The sequence below is a fragment of the Kushneria pakistanensis genome, assembly GCF_014652795.1.
GTDB classification, from domain to species: Bacteria; Pseudomonadota; Gammaproteobacteria; order Pseudomonadales; family Halomonadaceae; genus Kushneria; species Kushneria pakistanensis.
On the sequence record NZ_BMZM01000002.1, the window covers coordinates 258243 to 277464 of the forward strand.

Here is a 19222-nt window from a genome sequence, read left to right on the forward strand (position 1 = left end):
CCGGGGCCCTTCGGGGCCCGGGCGCCCTGCGCTGATTGCTTAGGAGAATATCGCTATGGCAGCCGGAAAAGAGATCAAGTCCCAGATCGGGAGCATCAAGAATACCCAGAAGATCACCAGCGCCATGGAGATGGTGGCCGCATCCAAGATGCGCCGCGCTCAGGAGCGCATGGCGGCCAGTCAGCCCTATGCCAGCCAGATCCGCCGGGTGGTCAGTCACATCAGTCAGGCCAACCCGGAGTATCGTCACGATTATCAGATCGAGCGTGAGGTCAAGCGTATCGGTTATATCGTGGTGACCTCGGATCGCGGCCTTTGTGGTGGTCTCAACAGCAACCTGTTTCGGCGAGTGCTGCAGGACGTACGAGCATGGCGAGACAAGGGCGTCAGCGTGGCCTTCTGTGCATTGGGGACCAAGGGCAGTGTCTTCTTTCGCAGGTATGGTGGTGACCTGCTGGCCGCTACTCGCAACCTGGGCGATGCGCCCGAAGCGGGCGAGCTGATCGGCAGTGTCAATGTCATGCTGGAAGCCTTCGATAACGGCGAGATCGATCGGCTGGATCTGGTGTACAACGAATTCGTCAACACCATGAGTCAGAAGCCGACCGTACGTCAGCTGTTGCCGCTGCCTGAAGAACACGCCGAGCAGGATACGGCCTCTTCACAGGAGGCAGTGAGTGCTTCGAAGGGCGGCTGGGGTTACGTATACGAGCCGGACGCTCAAAGCCTGCTCGACAAGCTGCTGGTGCGCTATGTCGAGTCGCAGGTCTACCAGGCGGTGGTGGAAAACATTGCCAGTGAGCAGGCTGCTCGCATGATCGCGATGAAAAACGCCACTGATAACGCCGGTAACATCATTGATGACCTGCAGCTTCAGTACAACAAGGCGCGTCAGGCAGCCATCACCCAGGAAATTTCCGAGATTGTGGGTGGTGCCGCTGCGGTCTAGGTCGGCCCGTCGGACAGTTATTTACAGGTTCAAGAGGAATCAGGATGAGCGGACGTATCGTACAAATCATCGGTGCGGTGATTGACGTCGAGTTTGACCGCAGCGAGGTCCCCCACGTTTATGAAGCCATTAACGTGGAAGAGACCGGCACCGTACTCGAAGTACAGCAGCAGTTGGGTGATGGCATCGTGCGTGCCATCGCCATGGGTTCTACCGAAGGGCTCAAGCGTGGCATGAAGGTTGCCAGCACCGGCGCCCCCATTTCGGTCCCGGTGGGTGAAAAGACCCTGGGCCGTATCATGAACGTACTGGGTGAGCCGATCGATGAAGCCGGTCCCATCGGTGAAGAAAAGCGCAGCCCGATCCACCGTGCCGCGCCCAGCTTTGCCGACCAGGCAGCCTCCAGCGAACTGCTGGAAACCGGCATCAAGGTCATCGACCTGATCTGCCCGTTTGCCAAGGGCGGCAAGGTCGGTCTGTTCGGCGGCGCCGGTGTCGGCAAGACCGTCAACATGATGGAGCTGATCCGTAACATCGCCACCGAACACTCCGGTTACTCGGTCTTTACCGGTGTCGGTGAGCGTACGCGTGAAGGTAACGACTTCTACTATGAAATGAAGGAGTCAAACGTTCTCGACAAGGTATCGCTGGTCTACGGTCAGATGAACGAGCCGCCGGGCAACCGTCTGCGCGTAGCACTGACTGGTCTGACGATTGCCGAGCAGTTCCGTGACGAAGGCCGTGACGTTCTGCTGTTTGTCGACAACATCTACCGCTATACGCTGGCCGGGACCGAAGTATCGGCACTGCTGGGTCGTATGCCGTCAGCCGTGGGCTACCAGCCGACACTGGCCGAAGAGATGGGCATGCTGCAGGAGCGCATCACCTCGACCAGAACCGGATCGATCACCTCCGTACAGGCCGTTTACGTGCCCGCGGATGACCTGACCGATCCGTCGCCGGCCACTACCTTTGCTCACCTGGATGCCACCGTGGTACTGGCTCGTTCGATCGCCGAGCTGGGGATCTATCCGGCCATCGACCCGCTGGACTCCACGTCGCGTCAGCTTGATCCGCTGGTCGTGGGTGAAGAGCATTACAACGTGGCTCGCGGTGTTCAGAACGTGCTGCAGCGCTACAAGGAACTCAAGGACATCATTGCCATTCTGGGCATGGATGAGCTGTCCGACGAAGACAAGCAGACCGTGGCACGTGCGCGTAAAATTCAGCGCTTTTTGTCACAGCCTTTCTTCGTGGCGGAAATCTTCACCGGCGCGCCCGGCAAGTACGTGTCGCTCAAGGAAACCATCCGCGCCTTCCAGGGCATCCTCAACGGCGACTACGACCATATGCCCGAACAGGCATTTTACATGGTCGGTACGATCGACGAAGCGATCGAGAAAGCCGAAAGCATGTAAGGAGGGGCGCTCATGGCGACCATGCAATGCAGTATCGTCAGTGCGGAGCGCAATATCTTCGCCGGCGAAGTGGAACGCGTTGTAGCGATTAGTGTGCTGGGCGAGCTGGGTATTCTGCGCGGGCATGAGCCGATGCTCACGGAGCTGAAGCCGGGGCCTGTCCGGGTAATCCGCGAAGGTGGCGAAGAAGAGATCTTCTTCGTCTCTGGTGGTTTTCTGGAAGTGCAGCCCAACATGATCATCGTGCTGGCCGACAGCGCCGATCGTGCCCGTGATCTGGATGCTGCGCAGGCCGAAAAGGCGCGCGATGAAGCGCGCCGTGCCCTGCAGGGCAAGACTGGCGAGATGGATTACCAGCAGGCGCTGGCCGAGATCGAAGCGGCGACCGCCCGACTGCGTACCCTGTCCCAGCTGCGCCATCGGCGCGGCAACAAGTAGCTTCGAAAGAAACAGTATCAAGCAGGTTTGCGCATCATGGCCACAAGCCATGGATGCGTTTTGCTGGCGGCCTTCGGGCCGCTTTTTTTGTAACTGTCATGCGCGTTTGGAGCAATGCGATCAGTCCATGCCCTGATACACTGTCAGCCACAGGAATGATCAGGCATGACAGAGCATGTCATCTGTTGGGTGCATGATCGGTTATCGTTTTTCATTCAGCGCAAGGGAGAGCCCTCTTTCATGTCCATTGATGTCGTGATTCTGGCTGCCGGTCAGGGCAGTCGCATGCGTTCGCAAAAGCCCAAGGTACTGCACGAACTGGCCGGCAAACCCATGGTGCGTCATGTCATCGAGTCGGCCATGCAGGCTTTCTCGTCACCGCGGCTGCATGTTGTCGTGGGCCACGGCGCCGATCAGGTGCAGGCAGCGTTGTCCGATCTGCCCATCAGCTTTGCCCACCAGGCAGAGCAGCGTGGCACCGGTCACGCCGTGGCGCAGACCCTTGAATCACTCGGCGATGGCCCGGTGGTCGTGCTTTATGGTGATGTGCCGATGATTCAGGCCCAGACCCTGAGTGCACTGGTGGAAAAGGTCGACGAGCAGCGCATGGCCCTTTTGACTGTCACCATGGCGCACCCGCACGGGTATGGGCGTATCGTGCGCAACGATCAGGGCCAGGCCGTGGCCATCGTGGAGCAAAAGGACGCCACCCCCGAGCAGCTCGAGATCGGCGAGTGCAATACCGGCATTCTGGCCGCTACCGGTGACCAGCTGCGGCGCTGGCTGCCGGCGCTGTCCAGCGATAACGCCCAGGGCGAGTACTATCTGACCGACATTATCGCCATGGCGGCGGATGAAGGGATTGAAGTAGCCACGGCCGAGCCGGCTTTTGTCAGCGAAGTCCAGGGCGTCAATGATCGTGTACAGCTGTCGGCGCTGGAACGCATTCATCAGTCACGTGAAGCGGAGCGGCTCATGCGCGAAGGCGCAAGCCTGGCTGATCCGAAGCGGCTGGACGTGCGCGGTGAGCTGAGCGTAGGACAGGACGTCTTCATTGATGTCGGCTGCATCTTTGAAGGCCGTGTGCATCTGGGTGATGGCGTGCACGTGGGCCCCTACAGCATCATTCGTGACGCCAGCATCGGTGATGCCACCCGCATCGAGGCGCACAGCATGATTGAGGGCAGCGAAACGGCTGGCGACAATGCCATTGGCCCCTTCGCGCGCCTGCGTCCGGGGACGCGCCTTGAAAGAAAGGCACGCATTGGCAACTTTGTGGAAACCAAAAAGACGCACGTGGGTGAAGGCAGCAAGATCAACCATCTGAGCTATATCGGGGATGCGACTCTGGGCCAGGGCGTCAACATCGGTGCCGGCACCATCACCTGCAACTATGATGGCGTCAACAAGCACCGCACCGAGATTGGCCATGATGTCTTCATCGGCTCCAATTCGGCGCTGGTCGCCCCGGTGACCATCGGCGATGGTGCCACAGTGGCGGCCGGTTCTACGGTCACCGAGACGGTCGATGACCGTGAGCTGGCCATTGCCCGTGCCCGTCAGATCAACAAGCAGGGTTGGACGCCGCCGCACCGTAAATAACGGCTCTCCAGCTAGGTCAAGGCCCCTGCCGGGCGTCACATTGTCGTGTGACGCCCTTTTTTATGCCGTTTTGTGCCTCTGTGGGCGTCTTCGACTTTAGGCGAATGTTTTTGTGCCAAAAGCGCCATCGACGCTTGACCTTATCGTGGCTGTGAGTTTTCATCCGAAACATAAATTCTTTCGAATCGAAAGATATCATTTTCAAATGTTCGGATAGCTGCCCCTCTCATGAGCCGACGCCAGACACCTCAACGCCGGGAGGCCATTCTTGATCTGCTGGCAGCGCGCGGCGAGGTTGCCGTCGAAACGCTGGCTCAGCATTTTGAAACCTCAAGTGTGACCATCCGCAAGGATCTGGCAACGCTTGAAGGCGCCGGGCATCTGATCCGCCGTCACGGTGGCGCCACGCTGGTGCCGCGCGAAGGGGATCAGGGACGCCATCGTGTCTCGCCTGTCAAGCAGGCACTGGCGCAGGCAGCCAGCGAGCGCATTGCCGATCATGCGCGCTTGATCATCGACAGCGGCAGCACTACCAGCGCATTGATACCGACCCTGGCACACCGAACCGGGCTGGTGGTCATGACCAATTCGCTGGGCGTGGCCGGGGCGCTTCAGGCCCTCGACACCCCCCCTGCCCTGCTGATGACCGGCGGTACCTGGGATCCGCACTCGGCCTCGTTTCAGGGTCGGGTGGCCGAGACCGTGCTGCGCGCCTACGACTTCGATCACCTTTTCATTGGTGCCGATGGCATTGACCTCGCAAGGGGCACGACCACTTTCAACGAACTGACGGGGCTGTCACAGGTCATGGCCGAGGTGGCGCGTGAAGTCGTGGTGATGGCGGAGTCCGACAAGATTGGCCGGCGCATTCCCAATCTCGAACTGGGTTGGGCGCAGATTGATGTATTGATTACCGATGACGGCCTTGATGCCATCAGCCGTCAACAGATCCGTGACCAGGGCGTTGTGTTGATCTGTGTCAGCACACAGGCGCCATGACACTTTCAGGCATCGGGTGTTGTCCGAGGCACTGGGGTGATTTCGCAATTTTTTGGTATTTCAGGAGAGACGTCCATGTGTGGCATTGTAGGTGCGGTCGCTGACCGTCAGGTGCAGAACATTCTGCTTGAAGGACTCAAGCGCCTTGAGTATCGCGGTTATGACAGCGCCGGCATGGCAGTCCTGTCGGCCGATGCGCGCCTGTCACGACAGCGTGCGGTCGGCAAGGTGGCGGCCCTTGAAGAAAAGCTGCAGGCCTCAAACCTGCGCGGGCATGTCGGCATTGCCCATACCCGCTGGGCCACGCATGGCCGCCCCACTGAAAACAATGCGCACCCGCACCAGTCCGGTGATAGCCTGGCGGTGGTACACAACGGCATCATCGAAAACTACGAAACGCTCAAGGCCGAACTTGAAGGCCAGGGGTATGTCTTCCTCTCCGAGACTGACACCGAGGTCATCGCGCATCTGATGTCGCGAGAAGTCTCGCGTCATGACGATCTGCTGTCTGCCTTTCAGCATGTGGTTGGAATGCTCGACGGCGCCTACGCGCTGGCCGTGACCCATGCCGACTATCCCGATCAGATCGTGGGCGCACGCAAGGGCAGCCCGCTGGTCGTGGGCGTAGGGATCGATGAGGCCTTCCTGGCGTCGGACCCGCTGGCACTGCTGCAGGTCACCGACCGCTTCATCTATCTGCAGGAAGGTGACGTGGCGCGTCTGACAGTGGGGGGTAATATCGAAATCTTCAACGCCGGTCAGAGCGTCGAGCGCCCCAGCGCGATCTTTGAACACGGCGACGGTGCCATCTCGCGCGGTGAATATCGTCACTTCATGCTCAAGGAAATCCACGAGCAGTCCCAGGTCATCGCCAATACCCTGGAAGGTCGCCTGGGTGATCGACATGTGTTTACCCGCATTCTGGGCGCCGAAGCCAACGATTTGCTGACCCATGTCAAGAACATCCAGATCATCGCCTGTGGCACCAGCTATCACGCCGGTATGGTCGCGCGCTATTGGCTGGAGAAGCTGGCAGGTATCCCCACTCAGGTAGAAGTGGCCTCGGAATATCGCTATCGCGAGGTGGTCGTACCGGACGGCACGCTGTTCGTGACGCTGTCCCAGTCCGGTGAAACGGCCGATACGCTGGCAGCGCTGCGCCACGCCTCGCAAAAGGGTGGCTATCTGGCAAGCCTTGCGATCTGCAACGTGCCGGGCAGCTCGCTGGTGCGTGAATCCGACCTGACGCTGATGACCCAGGCCGGCCCCGAGATCGGTGTGGCCTCGACCAAGGCCTTCACGACCCAGCTCGTGGCCCTGCTGCTGCTGACCCTGGCCCTGCGCCAGGTTCGCCAGGGGGATGATGAGGTTCAGGCCCGTCTGGTCAATGCCCTGCGTGAACTGCCGCGTCTGATCACCCGTGGTCTGGCGCTGGACAGCGCGATCGAGACGATGTCCTCGGCCTTTGCCGAAAAGCATCATGCGCTTTTCCTGGGTCGCGGCACCATGTTCCCGATCGCGCTGGAAGGCGCGCTCAAGCTCAAGGAAATTTCCTACATTCACGCCGAGGCCTATCCGGCCGGTGAACTCAAGCATGGCCCGCTGGCGCTGGTCGACAGTGACATGCCGGTCATTGCCGTGGCGCCCAACGATGAACTGCTGGAAAAGCTCAAGTCCAACCTGCAGGAAGTCCGCGCCCGCGGGGGTGAGCTGTTCGTCTTCGCCGATGAGCATGTGGCCATCAATGAAAGCGAGGGCGTGCACGTACTGCGCATGCCGGCAGTGGATGATGTGATCGCACCGATCCTCTACACCCTGCCGCTGCAGCTGCTCTCCTATCACGTGGCGGTACTCAAGGGCACCGACGTGGATCAGCCGCGTAACCTGGCCAAGAGCGTGACGGTAGAATAAACCTGTCACTCATCACGCCGACTGGCCCTGACAGGGCCTGATCAGCCGGGCATCGATGTGGTCATCGATGCCCGGTTTTTTTCAGCTGCTGCAGGCGGCATGACAGGAGCTGACCGATTTCATGCCCCCTGTTTGATCAAGTCTCATATTATTTTTCGACGCCCGAGCTATCCTTCCTGCTGACTGATGCGTCTTTTTAAAAAACCATCGCTCGGCCTCTGTCATCCTCGCGCATGCCTGCCGTTACTGCCGCGGCGGTAGCCGGATCCTTCATGTAGAGGGTTGGCACACAATAAATCCGCCCAAGGAAAGGGAACCCGTCATGTCTTCCATGCGATCCTCAAGTCCAGGCGCCATGGTCATACTCGTCGCTTCAGCGGTGGGCATTGCCATTGCACTGTATGCTTTTCTCACGCCACTCACCGGCGTCAACGGCACGCTTGGGGCAAAGATCGTCATTGCGACCTGTGCCATCCTTGCCATTCTGGCCGGCGCGCTTTCCCTGTGTCAGACGCGTGGGCTGCACAATCTCCTTCGCGTCGTGATTGTCGCTGTCATTATCGGTACCGCCTTCGCAGCGCTGTTGCTTCATCTGTGGTGGCTGGCACTTGCCATGGCCGTCGCGCTGGTGGGATTGATGATCGACATCTTTCGCCCCGCCCCCACTCATCGCAAGCACTCATGAGGAGTCCAGCCATGGCGAGTCTTCGAACAGGATTCAGACGCCTGAGCACGCTGACCGCGTTGTCTCTGGCAGCCTTTCCCACGCTGGTGCTGGCGCAACAGCAGCAGCCCGCTCCCGCTGAACAGCCCGCGGCATCAACAGCACAACCCGCACAGGGGCAAAACGACCGTGCCAATGTGCCGCTGGTACCCGCAACGCCGACCTGGGACAGCTTTCACGGGCAGCTCAATGCCCAGAAATACAGTCCGCTGGATCAGATCAACGTCGACAACGTCGACCAGCTTGAAAAGGTCTGGGAAGTCCATACCGGCGACATCTCCGACGGCACCGGTGACACGCCGGCCACGGTCTGGTCGGCCACCCCGGTCGTTGCCAACGACACGCTCTACATCGGCACACCCTTTTACAAGCTGATCGCCTATAACCCGGCGACCGGCGAGGAAAAGTGGCGCTTTGATACGCAGTCTTCCAGGGAAGCTCTTACCCAGCCGGTGCTGAAAAACCGCGGCGTGGCCTACTGGGAGGCCGACGACCCCGTTGAGGGCGAGTCGTGTCAGAAAATCGTCTACATGGGCACCATGGATGCGCAGCTTTTCGCCATCGATGCCGACACCGGCAAGCCGTGTCAGGACTTTGCCGACAATGGCGTGCTCAATGCCGATCAGTGGAACATCATCAATCCCAAATTCCCGCTGTCACTGTTGCAGCCGCCGACCATCGTGGGTGATCACGTCATCTTCGGCTGGGCCGGCAAGGACTGGGCCTATCAGGAAGCCCCTGCCGGCACCGTGTTCTCGGTCAATGCCCGTACCGGCGAGCGCGAATGGACCTTCGAGGCGCTGCCGGAAGATATCCGTGAAAAAACCGGTACTGCCAACGTCTGGACCCATATGTCCGCTGATGAAGCGCGGGGTCTGATCTATCTGCCGGTCTCCTCCCCGTCACCCAACTACTGGGGCGGCAATCGCAAGGAGGCCATTCCGCTGGGCACTTCCACCACCGCACTCGATGTCGAGACCGGTGAAGTGGTCTGGTCGCGCCAGTGGGTTCACCACGATCTGTGGGATTACGACATCAACGCAGCGCCCACGCTGATGGATATCACCGTTGACGGTGAAGAGATTCCGGCGCTGGTGCAGGCCACCAAGATGGGCTTTTTGTTTGTCGTCAACCGCGAAACCGGTGAAGACGTCTGGCCGATCGAGGAACGCCCGGTCCCCCAGGGGGATGGCTCGGTCGAGGGGGAAGTCTATTCACCCACTCAGCCCTTCCCGACCAAACCGGTCCCGCTGCTGGATCAGTCGAAAAAGCCGAAAGTCTGGGCACTGGCGGATGCCGTTGGCTTTGGTCAATGCACGCGTCTGTGGGATGAGCTGACCTACGAGGGCATGTACACACCGCCCACCACCCGTGGTGAAGGGGCGCTGGCCTATCCCGACAGCGCCGGTGGCGTGCAGTGGGGCGGTGTCGCCTTTGATCCCGAGAGTCAGACCGCGATCGTTAACACCTCGCATATCGTGCAGACCATCAAGCTCTACAATCGCGAAGACTATGACAAGGCTAATACCGGTTCCGGCAACGAAAGTGGCTTCTCGCCGCAGGAAGGGGCGCCTTACGGCATGCGTCTGAACGTGGCGAGCAACTGGCTGGGCATGCCCTGCTGGGAGCCACCGTTTGGCGAAATCGTGGCCATCGACATGCATACCGGTGACATCAAGTGGCGCAGGCCGGTCGGCGCCTCGCAGCAGTTCGGTTTCTTCATGCCCGAACGCTGGGGATCGCCCACCATTGGTGGCCCGGCAGTCACGGCCGGTGGCGTGATCTTTATCGGTGCCTCGATGGATGCCAAGGTACGCGCCTACTCGCTCGAGACCGGTGAAAAGCTCTGGGAAGACCAGACCCAGGCACCGGTGGTGGCCAACCCGTCGGTCTATGAGTATGACGGCCGGCAGTATGTGGCCTTTGTCGCCGGGGGCAATACCATCCTCAAGGATCAGGTCGGCGATCAGATTGCCGTCTATGCCCTGCCGGAGAAGTAAGACTCTGCGCAAGGCGTAGATACCGGCATTGATGCCATTGATCACGGGGCACCCCTTCAGGGGTGCCCCGTTTTTTATGACATGTCATGGCCGAAGCCCGTCCGCTGAGCACACAAAAACGCCGGCACGAAGGCCGGCGTTGTCATGGCTATCAATGCCGCGGCCTGTCAGTTGCTTTTCATGCGTTCGATCAGTGCCCCGCACTGGCTTTCTTCACCGGCGCTTGTGGAGATCAACGCACCGAGTGCCGCGGCCGGTGCCGCCAGCGTGCCCAGGGCCACGGCGGCCGCCCCGCGGGCGATCAGGGGCGCGGCCTCCACGCCGGGTGCCGGGTCCTTGAAGGTACCGCTGACAGAGAGCGGTGTGCGCAGGGTGAAGATGCGAAAGCCCTTGCTCTCCGGTTTGATGGTCAGATCCATCTGCTCACTGGCGAGATTCACCGCGCCTTCCACGTTGATGATGGCGTTATCGGTATCGATGGTGAAAATGCGTGGCTGGACCATCCCGTCATTGAACTGCAGATCGGTAGCAGCACAGTGGATGGCCACCTCTTCGTCGCCGAACAGCTCACCGACCAGGTAGTTGCCCACGTTGAGCCCGGCCAGCTCCATCAGGTTGCGGCTGATGCGTCCCTGTTCGATCAGAAGCTGCAGCTCGCCGTCGCTCGATCCCAAAAGTGCTGCGACCGAGTTACCCCGGCCTGTCAGGGTGGCATCACCATTGATCTCGCCCAGGCCTTCGGTCAGATCGCTGTCGTTGGGCAGGATCTCGCTCAGGTGAAGCCCGCGCGCATGCATGTCGATGCGCGCTCGCAGAGGAGATTCCTGTCCGCTCAGGCGAAGTGTGGTATTGAGATTGCCCCCGGCCACCCCGAAGCGCAGCGGGTCCATCAGAATCTCGCCATTATCCATGACCAGATGCGTGGAAAGGTTGCTGATGGGCAGCGACTCGCCGTGCTGAATGCTCTGGGCACTAAAGCGTACGTCGGCGTCCATGGTATTCCAGCGATCGGTCCTGAATTCGGACACCGGCAGCACCTTGTCCTCGGGCTGGTCGGGATTGACCGAGTCGCCGGTATCTTCATTGTCGGCACCGACCAGCGGTGCGAGATCGACAAAGCGAAGCTGTTTCGAGACCAGCTCGCCGGTCAGTCTGGGCCGTGGTTCGGCATTGACGTAGCGCAGCGTGCCATGAAGATCGCTGTCGCCAACCGTGCCGTCAAAGTCGCGATATTCATAGGTGCCACCCTCGGGATTATCCAGATCGGCCGAAAGATGGCCACGCGTGGCATAGGGCGGCGTTTCGGGCAGTACCACACCGGTCAGCGCATAGAGATCGCTCAGGTTGTCACCGGCGATGCCTACATCAAGTTCCATGCCGGCCAGTGCCATTGGGTCGTTGAGCGTGCCGATCACATCCAGGCGGGAGTTGCCTGACGTCAGGTGAACTTCCAGCGGGAAACGCCCACCATCGCGCAGGGCGGCAGGCCCGCCCAGTCGGCCATTGCCTTCCAGAGCACTGCCGCGATAGCTACCTTCGACCTGCCAGGCAAAACGAAAGTCGCGCTCCCCAACGGACGCATCGCTTGCCGGCGTGGTTTGCTTGTCGCCATCGGCGGCGGCGCGGTCCGTATCACTGGCACTGTCGCTACCGGCCACTTCCTCCCAGCGTACGGGTTCGCCCAGGGTTTCCAGCGTGGCGGTGGCGTCAACGTCCAGCACCTGGTCATTGAGCGCGACCTGTACCCGGTCAATATCGAGCTGGTCGATGGCAAACTGCCAGCCGCTGTCCTGATCGGTCTCACTGTCGTCCTGGGCGCTGTCATCACTCTTGAGCTGCCAGTTGTTGAGGGTCTCATCGAGACGGCGCAGGGTGGCGCTGGCGTCGCGCAGCACCAGATCATGCAGTGAGATGCGCTTGTGCAGCAGGGCACCCGGGTGCAGGCTGACCGCCACGTAGCCAATACGGGCCGTGTGTGAATCGTCATCGCCGGCCTGCACCTCGCGTGCTTGATTCAGTTCGGGTGGATCGCCCAGCACGATATCCTCGGCGCTGACGCGCGGCATCAGGCGCCAGCTGTCCCACTGCCAGGAAAGTCCCAGGTCGCCCTGGATGGCAAAGGGGCGGCCCAGCGACTCGGAGACACGTTCATTGATCGTGGGTCTGAGCCAGTTCCAGTTCATCAGGGTCATTACCAGACCCAGCAGTACCAGCAGGGCCACAAGGCCCCCCAGCGTCCAGCTGACGATGCGCATTGCACGCGACATGAGCGGTCTACCTCAACAGAATGTTATCTTTTAAAGCATAGACAGCCCCGCACGTTCGTGGGTAGCCCATGCGTATATCGAGTACCCTTCAATGACCCATATCATTTCCATTCAGAGCCACGTGGCCTATGGCTATGTTGGCAACCGTGCAGCCGTATTTCCCCTGCAGCGTCTGGGCTGCGAGGTCACGGCCATCAATACGGTGCAGTTTTCCAACCATACGGGATACGGCGCCTTTACCGGCGAGGTCTTCACGCCGGCCCATCTGAAGGATGTGCTGGATGGCGTTGAAGCGCTGACCGGTCTGTCGGATGTTCAGGCTGTGTTGTCGGGCTACATGGGCGATGAAGGTATCGGCCGGGCAGTGCTGGAAAGCGTGACCCGTGTGCGCTCGGCCAACCCGGGGGCGCTGTACTGCTGTGACCCGGTGATGGGGGATGTCGGCCGCGGCTTTTTTGTCCGCGAGGGGATTCCTGCCTGGATGCGCGACCAGGCCGTCCCGGCGGCCGATATCGTCACGCCCAACCAGTTCGAGCTGGCCTTTTTGAGTGATCAGCCCATCCATTCCCTGGATGATGTGCTGACCGCCACGGCCCGGCTGCGCGCACGCGGGCCCAGCGTGGTGCTGGTCACCTCGCTGGATATCGAGGACAGCGCATCAGACACCATCGAAATGCTGGTGGATACCGAGGCGGGCAGCTGGCGGATCGCCACGCCACGCTTTGATTTCCCGGTCGCGCCCAACGGCGCCGGTGATTTTACGGCCGCCGTCTTTCTGGCCTGCTGCCTGCGTGATCAGGACGGCGTCACCTGTGAGGGGCCGGCGCGGGCGCTGGAAAGCACCGCCGAGGCCGTCCATGCGCTCTTTACCCATACCTGGCAGGCCGGTACGCGGGAGCTGGCCATGATTCAGGCGCAGAATGAGATCGTGGCGCCCCGACAGCGCTTTGAAGCCGAACGAGTACGCTGATGACGGGTGGCACCCTGCATCTGGGCCTTGCCATGTGGGCCAACGCCGACTGGCGCGGCACGCTGTATGGCAACTATGCCCAGACAAGTGACTCGCTGCCGGAGTATGCCAGCGTCTTTTCCTGTGTGGAGGGCAATACCACCTTCTATAGCGGCGCGCCGCGTGAGGACGTGGTGGCCACCTGGGCACGTCAGGCGCCCGGGCACTTTCGCTTCTGCTTCAAGCTGCCCTCGATGCTGACGCATGAAAAGCGCCTGGTCGGTATCGAGGCGGAAATGGATCATTTTCTTGAGCGTCTGGCGCCGCTGCATGATCGCCTGGGGCCGACCATGATCCAGCTACCGCGCGATTTTGGCGGTGATGAACTGCCCATGCTCGAGGCCGTGCTCAAGCGATGGCCAAAAACGCTGCCGTGTGCCGTGGAAGTGCGTCATAGTGAATTTTTCCACAAGGGGCTGGCCGAGCAGTCGCTCAACCGGCTGTTGATAACTCACCATGTCAACCGGGTGATGCTGGATACCCGCGCGCTCTTTGCCACCCCGGCAGGCGACGATGCACGACTGGCACAGGCGCAGCGCGAAAAGCCGCGCCGACCGCTGCACGTCCTGAGTACCGCGGCACAGCCGGTGGTCCGCTTCATCGGTCATTTCGATGACGAGATCAATCACGCCCGCTTTACGCCCTGGATCGAGCAGCTGGCCCTGTGGATGGAACAGGGGAAAAGTCCGGTACTGTTTGTGCATACCCCGGACAACCGGGCAGCCCCCCTGCTGGCGCGCGCCTTTCATACCCGGCTGGCCGAGCGCATCGACCTGCCACCCCTGACAGCCTTTGCCGGCGAGCGTCAGGAGTCACTGTTTTAGTGTCTGCAGGGTGATGTTCGAGAATGCGTCTGTACAATGCATGTCATCAAGCGTTTCCGACACGGGTCATTGAGTAACAATGCCCGGGAAGATACCAACAACGAAACACGGGCGTCGGCGACGAGCGGTTTGAAGTTCTCGAACCGGTCGTGCCTGCCGACTTAAAGGGATACACAGGGTAGCCTCATGACCAACAAGCCCCATACACATGCGCAGTGGTCCTCGCGCATTGCATTCATGCTCGCCGCGGTCGGCTCTTCCGTCGGGCTGGGCAATATCTGGAAATTCCCCTACATGACCGGTGAGAGCGGCGGCGGCGCCTTCGTTCTGGTCTATCTGGTCTGTATCCTGCTGATCGGCCTGCCCATTTTGATGAGCGAATGGCTGCTGGGCCGGCTGGGACAGAAAAACCCCATCTCGACCATGAGCCGTATCTCCGGACGTCTCAAGCGCTCGAAAGCCTGGGTACTGATCGGCGTAGGCGGCATTCTGGCCGCCTGGCTGATCCTGTCGTTTTACAGCGTCATCGGCGGCTGGGCGCTGGCCTATATTCGCTATGGCGCCACATCCACCTTTACCGAACTCGATGGCGCAAGCGTTGGCGCGCTGTTTACCTCGCTTCTGGGAAGCCCGGGCACGCTGCTGGCCTGGCACAGTCTGTTCATGGTGTTGACCATTGCCATCGTGGCCGGCGGGGTAGCCGGCGGGCTTGAGCGGGCTTCCAAGATTCTTATGCCGGCGCTTGTCGTGCTGCTGGCGTTGCTGGTGGGTTATGCCGCCACCACCGGCAGCTTTGGCGAAGGGTTTGATTACCTCTTCCGGCCTGATTTCTCGCGCCTGACCGGTGATGTGATTCTGGCCGCCATGGGACATGCCTTTTTTACCCTGAGTCTGGGGATGGGCATCATGATGGCCTACGGCTCCTATCTCAGCGATGACGTCAACATCGGCCGTACCGCCCTGACAGTGGTCATTCTCGATACGGTGATTGCGCTGGCCGCCGGCATGGCGATCTTTCCGATCGTCTTTGCCAACGGGATGGATCCGGCTTCGGGTCCGGGCCTGATCTTCCAGACCCTGCCGCTGGCCTTTGGCAACATGTCCGGCGGTGTCGTGTTCGGGACGCTGTTTTTCGTGCTGCTGGTGTTTGCCGCCTGGACGTCGGCCATCTCGCTGCTGGAGCCGATCGTTGAATGGCTCGAGGAGAAAACCCCGCTGAGCCGGCTGCAGTCGGCGCTGGTCGCCGGGGCCGCAACCTGGCTTTTGGGTATTGCCACGGTGCTGTCGTTCAATGACTGGTCGGCGTTCACGCCCTTTGGCATGACGGTGTTCGATCTGCTCGACTATGTCACCAGCAAGTTCATGCTGCCGCTGACCGGTCTGGCCACCATTATCTTCGTGGGCTGGATCATGGGACGTGATGAAGTGCGCGCCCAGCTCAACATGAGCGGTGTGGCCTTTGCCTGGTGGCGTTTCTCGGCGCGTTTTTTGGCACCGATCGGCGTGGCCATCGTGTTTGTCTACGGTCTGGTGCAATAACGCGCTCTAGTGCGGTCATATACCAGCAGCTGTCATGGTCGGGCATCTTCGGATGCCCGCCTTTTTTTGTCGCTCAAATGCGACGCTTAAGATCAACTGAACATCCACTGTCAATGGAAAATGTGGATAACTCTGTGGGAAAGGTGCACAACTCTTGCTCAAGCGAATGAATGCGCGTCAAAAGTGGCGCTATTCATGACGTTTGAGGCTCAAATGCTCTGTCAGAATTGGCCGATCAATATCGGCAGCAGTGGCGCGGGCTGAAGGATGATCTGTCGGCCGCAGACGTCACGGTAGCTGCATGCACATGGATGTTTTCTCATGATCGGCAGTAAACCCGGCAGTACTGACAGTGCCACCGATACGCTTGCCACCGGCCGCTCGGCAGGTGTGCCCGGCAATCCCTCGACGCTGATCGGCATCGTGGTCAGCATGCTGTTGCTGATCGTCGTGGTGCTGTTCACCGCGCAGTCCCCCTTGAGCTTTTTCAATTTTCCCGGGCTCCTGATCGTGCTGACCGGCACGCTCGCTGCCACCATGATCAGCTATCCCATGCGGGAAATACGCCGCGTGGTGGCGCTGGTGGGCAGCGTCTTTCGTCGTGAGCCCAACTTCATCCGTGAGGACATCGACGAGCTGGTGGCGCTGGCGCGGGAATGGATGCACGGCGATGCCCGCGCCGTGGAGCGGGCGCTGGAGAACACGCGCAACCCGTTTCTGCGCACCGGCATCAGCCTGGTGATCGACAACGTCCGCGAAGAGGAAATTCTCGATCTGCTGCGCTGGCGCATCACGCGCCTGCGCGCCCGGGAGCTGGCCGAGGCCCAGATCTTTCGCACCATGGCCACCTACGCACCGGCCTTTGGCATGCTGGGCACGCTGGTCGGGCTGATCAACATGCTGGAGGTGATCCAGAACGGTGATCTGGCCGTCATCGGCCCGCGCATGGGGGTGGCACTGCTGTCGACCTTCTACGGCATCCTGCTGGCCAACCTGCTGTTCAGGCCGATTGCGGTCAAGCTGGAGCGGCGCACCGAGGAACGTCTGATCGCCATGAACATGGTGCTGGAAGGCGTGTCCATGATCTCGCGTCGTCGTCTGCCCTCCTTTATCGAGGCCACGCTCAATTCCTTTATCAGCGAGGCTCATGACGAGCTGGGCGAGCGGCCGCTGCCGCGTGAGCCGGAAGGCTCCGGGAGCAGTGCGCCGTGATGGAGCACCGATCGTCAGGCTCCTCCGGTCAGGCTCGTCAGGCAGCCCGCGAGCTGGTGCTGACTGCAGATCGCAGTGAGGAAAGTGATGGCTGGATGCTCAGCTATCTGGATCTTTTGACTCTGCTGCTGGTGCTGTTCGTGCTGCTGCTGGCCATGCGCGGTGTGGTGCCGGACACACCTGATTCGACACCCGCCCCGGCCGCAACGCCGGTGGTCATGGTCTCGCCGCTGACGCTGGCGGCCGTCACCCGGGTATCACCGGTACAGGCCATCCCGGTCAGCACCGTCGGCGTATTGCCGTGGCTTGCGGCCTCCCCCGCGCCTCAAACGCCCTGGCAGATGCTGCCCACAGCAGCCAAGCCCGTGCCCGTGGTGGATGTTCAGGCGGCGCTGGCCGTGATGACGCCGACAGTGCAGGAGATGGCGGCGGCGCCTGAAGAGGAGGTCATGGCCATGGATCATCGCCTGGCCGGCATCGAGGGGGTTCAGGTGACCCGTGAGCGCGAGCGCACCATCCTGCGTATCGAGGATCGCCTGCTCTTCCCCAGTGCCGATGTCGATATCGGCGCACAGGGCAGCGTGCTGCTCGATCGCCTGCTGCCGGCACTCAGGGATTTCGAGGGCGAGATTTCGGTGGAGGGCCACACGGACAGTCGCACCATCTCGACGGCGCAGTTCCCCTCGAACTGGGAGCTTTCTGCCGGACGGGCCACGGCGGTGCTGCGCTATTTAAGCCGCGGTGGCGTCTCAAGCGGACAGCTGCGGGCGATCGGCTATGGAGCCACCCGGCCGCTGGCCGGTAACAACAGTGAAACGGGCCGTGCCCAGAACCGTCGTGTCGAGCTGGTGTTGAGCCCGGGGGGCGCGCGAACCCCCTGAGGCTACCGAAGCGCGCACCAGCGGCCGGCATTGCCGGCCGCTGTCGTTTTTGGCCTTTATCCATTGTTACTGCTGGATTGCCGCTGCTAGCCGAAGTGGCGCAGGCGTTCATCTTCCTCATGGCATTGCCTGGCAAGCCTGCGGGACTCGAAATGGTCCTCGATGCCGCGTCTGGCCTGCAGGGCACGCTCGGCGGCGCGCTGGCGGCGCTTCTCGCTTTCCTGGGCGTTCAAATGCATGGCGATATCGAGAATTTCATTGCGAACGTCATGAAACCGGGATTTGTCAGCAGTGTGTTTTTGCATGAACGATGCACCCTTCGACATTGAGATGGATCAGGGACATGGCACTGTGTCGACGTGACCATGAACGTGATAGTCAGCGTCGATCAGTGCTCGCACTCAGCGTATGATGGTGGCGTTGACAATTTAATGACGCAACGCAGCATCATGCGGGCGTCTCCCAGGACAGAGGATGCACCTTGAGCGTTACGCTTTTCGATGACCTTCGCGCCCGATTGCCGGCCTTTCGCCGCTCCGAACAGAAGGTGGCCCGTTTCGTGCTGCGCAACGCCGATGAAGTCATTCATTTGCCGCTGGCGGCCGTGGCGGCGCGGGTCGGGGTCAGCGAGCCCACGGTCATCCGCTTTTGTCGTGCCATCGACTGCACCGGCTATCAGGATTTCAAGCTCAAGCTGGCCCAGACGCTGGCCACCGGTGAGCAGTTCTCCGAATTTTCGATGAATGAAACCGACAGCGTGGCGGAGTTTTCCCGCGGGATCTTTGATTCCACCGTGGGCACGCTTCTGGGCGTGCGTGATCGCATCGATGCCGCCAGCATGACGCGCGCCATCAACGCCCTCTCGGATGCCAGCCGGGTCGAGTTCTATGGTTATGGGGCCTCGGGGGCGGTGGCCATCGATGCCCAGCACAAGTTCTTTCGTCTGCGTATTTCAACCGCGGCCTATTCCGACCCGCACATGCAGCACATGTCGGCGGTGACGCTGGGCGAGCACGACGTGGTGGTGGCCATCTCCCAGACCGGGCGCTCGAGTTCGCTGCTCTCCAGCGTCGATATCGCCCTGTCTCATGGCGCCACGGTGATCGGACTGTGTCCGGCGGATTCGCCGCTGGCGGAGAAGTGCACCATCGGGCTTTATATCGACGTGTTCGAGGACAGCGAAGTCTATCGACCCATGAGTTCGCGCATCGCGCATCTGGTGGTGATCGACATTCTGGCCGTGGGCGTGGCCAAGACGCGCGGCCCGCTGCTGGCCGAGCATCTGGTGGCGGTCAAGCGCAGCCTGGACCCGCTGCGTACTGCCCTGCCCGACCCCTTTGATCGGGCCCGTCAGGAAAGCGCCCGCACGCGCGGCAGATCCGACGACAAATAGACGCTGGGCGGCCTTGCAAGAGGGACCGGCGGCGCCGGATATGCTAGGGTAGAGGC

The 19222-nt window shown here is 61.0% G+C and carries 16 protein-coding genes; 14 read left to right on the forward strand and 2 right to left on the reverse strand.

Annotated elements, in window-relative coordinates; all coding sequences use genetic code 11:
* Positions 1-55: 55 nt before the first annotated feature.
* From atpG to IE123_RS06680, 8 genes are all read left to right on the forward strand, one after another.
* A complete protein-coding gene (gene atpG / locus IE123_RS06645) occupies positions 56-949 on the forward strand; it encodes a F0F1 ATP synthase subunit gamma (RefSeq protein WP_189516374.1) in 894 nt (297 codons plus the stop codon).
* A gap of 44 nt (positions 950-993) precedes the next feature.
* Positions 994-2367, forward strand: coding sequence for a F0F1 ATP synthase subunit beta (gene atpD, locus IE123_RS06650; RefSeq protein WP_189516376.1), 1374 nt, complete (start codon positions 994-996; stop codon positions 2365-2367).
* A 12-nt stretch (positions 2368-2379) separates the two neighbouring features.
* The gene (locus tag IE123_RS06655; protein WP_189516378.1) at positions 2380-2805 is read left to right on the forward strand and encodes a F0F1 ATP synthase subunit epsilon; all 426 of its coding nucleotides are present in this window, start codon (positions 2380-2382) and stop codon (positions 2803-2805) included.
* A 240-nt stretch (positions 2806-3045) separates the two neighbouring features.
* Entirely contained in the window at positions 3046-4407 is a 1362-nt protein-coding gene (gene glmU, locus IE123_RS06660; protein ID WP_189516380.1) for a bifunctional UDP-N-acetylglucosamine diphosphorylase/glucosamine-1-phosphate N-acetyltransferase GlmU, read from the forward strand.
* 228 nt (positions 4408-4635) lie between these two features.
* Positions 4636-5406: a DeoR/GlpR family DNA-binding transcription regulator gene (locus IE123_RS06665; protein WP_189516382.1), complete on the forward strand. Its 771-nt coding sequence runs from the start codon at positions 4636-4638 to the stop codon at positions 5404-5406.
* A gap of 75 nt (positions 5407-5481) precedes the next feature.
* The gene (glmS, locus tag IE123_RS06670; protein WP_189516384.1) at positions 5482-7317 is read left to right on the forward strand and encodes a glutamine--fructose-6-phosphate transaminase (isomerizing); all 1836 of its coding nucleotides are present in this window, start codon (positions 5482-5484) and stop codon (positions 7315-7317) included.
* A gap of 322 nt (positions 7318-7639) precedes the next feature.
* Complete coding sequence (locus IE123_RS06675; RefSeq protein ID WP_229819645.1) at positions 7640-8002, forward strand: hypothetical protein; 363 nt, start codon at positions 7640-7642, stop codon at positions 8000-8002.
* A gap of 11 nt (positions 8003-8013) precedes the next feature.
* Positions 8014-10041 carry a pyrroloquinoline quinone-dependent dehydrogenase gene (locus IE123_RS06680; protein WP_189516386.1) on the forward strand — a complete coding sequence of 676 codons (2028 nt, stop codon included), beginning with the start codon at positions 8014-8016 and terminating at the stop codon, positions 10039-10041.
* 167 nt (positions 10042-10208) lie between these two features.
* Here the strand turns inward: IE123_RS06680 and IE123_RS06685 are convergent, their stop codons facing one another.
* Positions 10209-12308, reverse strand: coding sequence for an AsmA family protein (locus IE123_RS06685; protein WP_189516387.1), 2100 nt, complete (start codon positions 12306-12308; stop codon positions 10209-10211).
* Positions 12309-12399: 91 nt separating this feature from the next.
* On the opposite strand from IE123_RS06685, the gene pdxY reads away from it, so the two are divergent.
* The 5 genes from pdxY (at position 12400) to IE123_RS06710 (ending at position 17773) form a co-directional block, all read left to right on the forward strand.
* Positions 12400-13278 carry a pyridoxal kinase PdxY gene (gene pdxY, locus IE123_RS06690; protein ID WP_189516389.1) on the forward strand — a complete coding sequence of 293 codons (879 nt, stop codon included), beginning with the start codon at positions 12400-12402 and terminating at the stop codon, positions 13276-13278.
* Entirely contained in the window at positions 13278-14141 is an 864-nt protein-coding gene (locus IE123_RS06695) for a DUF72 domain-containing protein (RefSeq protein ID WP_189516391.1), read from the forward strand. The genes pdxY and IE123_RS06695 overlap by 1 nt, the downstream gene beginning before the upstream one ends.
* Positions 14142-14327: 186 nt before the next feature.
* On the forward strand, positions 14328-15680 hold the full coding sequence (locus tag IE123_RS06700; protein WP_189516394.1) for a sodium-dependent transporter: 1353 nt from the start codon (positions 14328-14330) through the stop codon (positions 15678-15680).
* Between the two features lie 432 nt (positions 15681-16112).
* Positions 16113-16892 (forward strand): motility protein A, encoded by a 780-nt coding sequence (locus IE123_RS06705; RefSeq protein WP_229819696.1) that lies wholly within the window; start codon positions 16113-16115, stop codon positions 16890-16892.
* Positions 16892-17773, forward strand: a complete 882-nt coding sequence (locus tag IE123_RS06710; RefSeq protein WP_229819697.1) for an OmpA family protein — start codon at positions 16892-16894, stop codon at positions 17771-17773. The genes IE123_RS06705 and IE123_RS06710 overlap by 1 nt, the downstream gene beginning before the upstream one ends.
* Positions 17774-17859: 86 nt before the next feature.
* Here the strand turns inward: IE123_RS06710 and IE123_RS06715 are convergent, their stop codons facing one another.
* Positions 17860-18078, reverse strand: a complete 219-nt coding sequence (locus IE123_RS06715; RefSeq protein ID WP_189516400.1) for a PA3496 family putative envelope integrity protein — start codon at positions 18076-18078, stop codon at positions 17860-17862.
* A 176-nt stretch (positions 18079-18254) separates the two neighbouring features.
* Between IE123_RS06715 and IE123_RS06720 the strand changes: the two genes are divergently transcribed.
* Positions 18255-19166, forward strand: a complete 912-nt coding sequence (locus tag IE123_RS06720) for an SIS domain-containing protein (protein ID WP_189516402.1) — start codon at positions 18255-18257, stop codon at positions 19164-19166.
* The last annotated feature ends 56 nt before the right edge of the window (positions 19167-19222 follow it).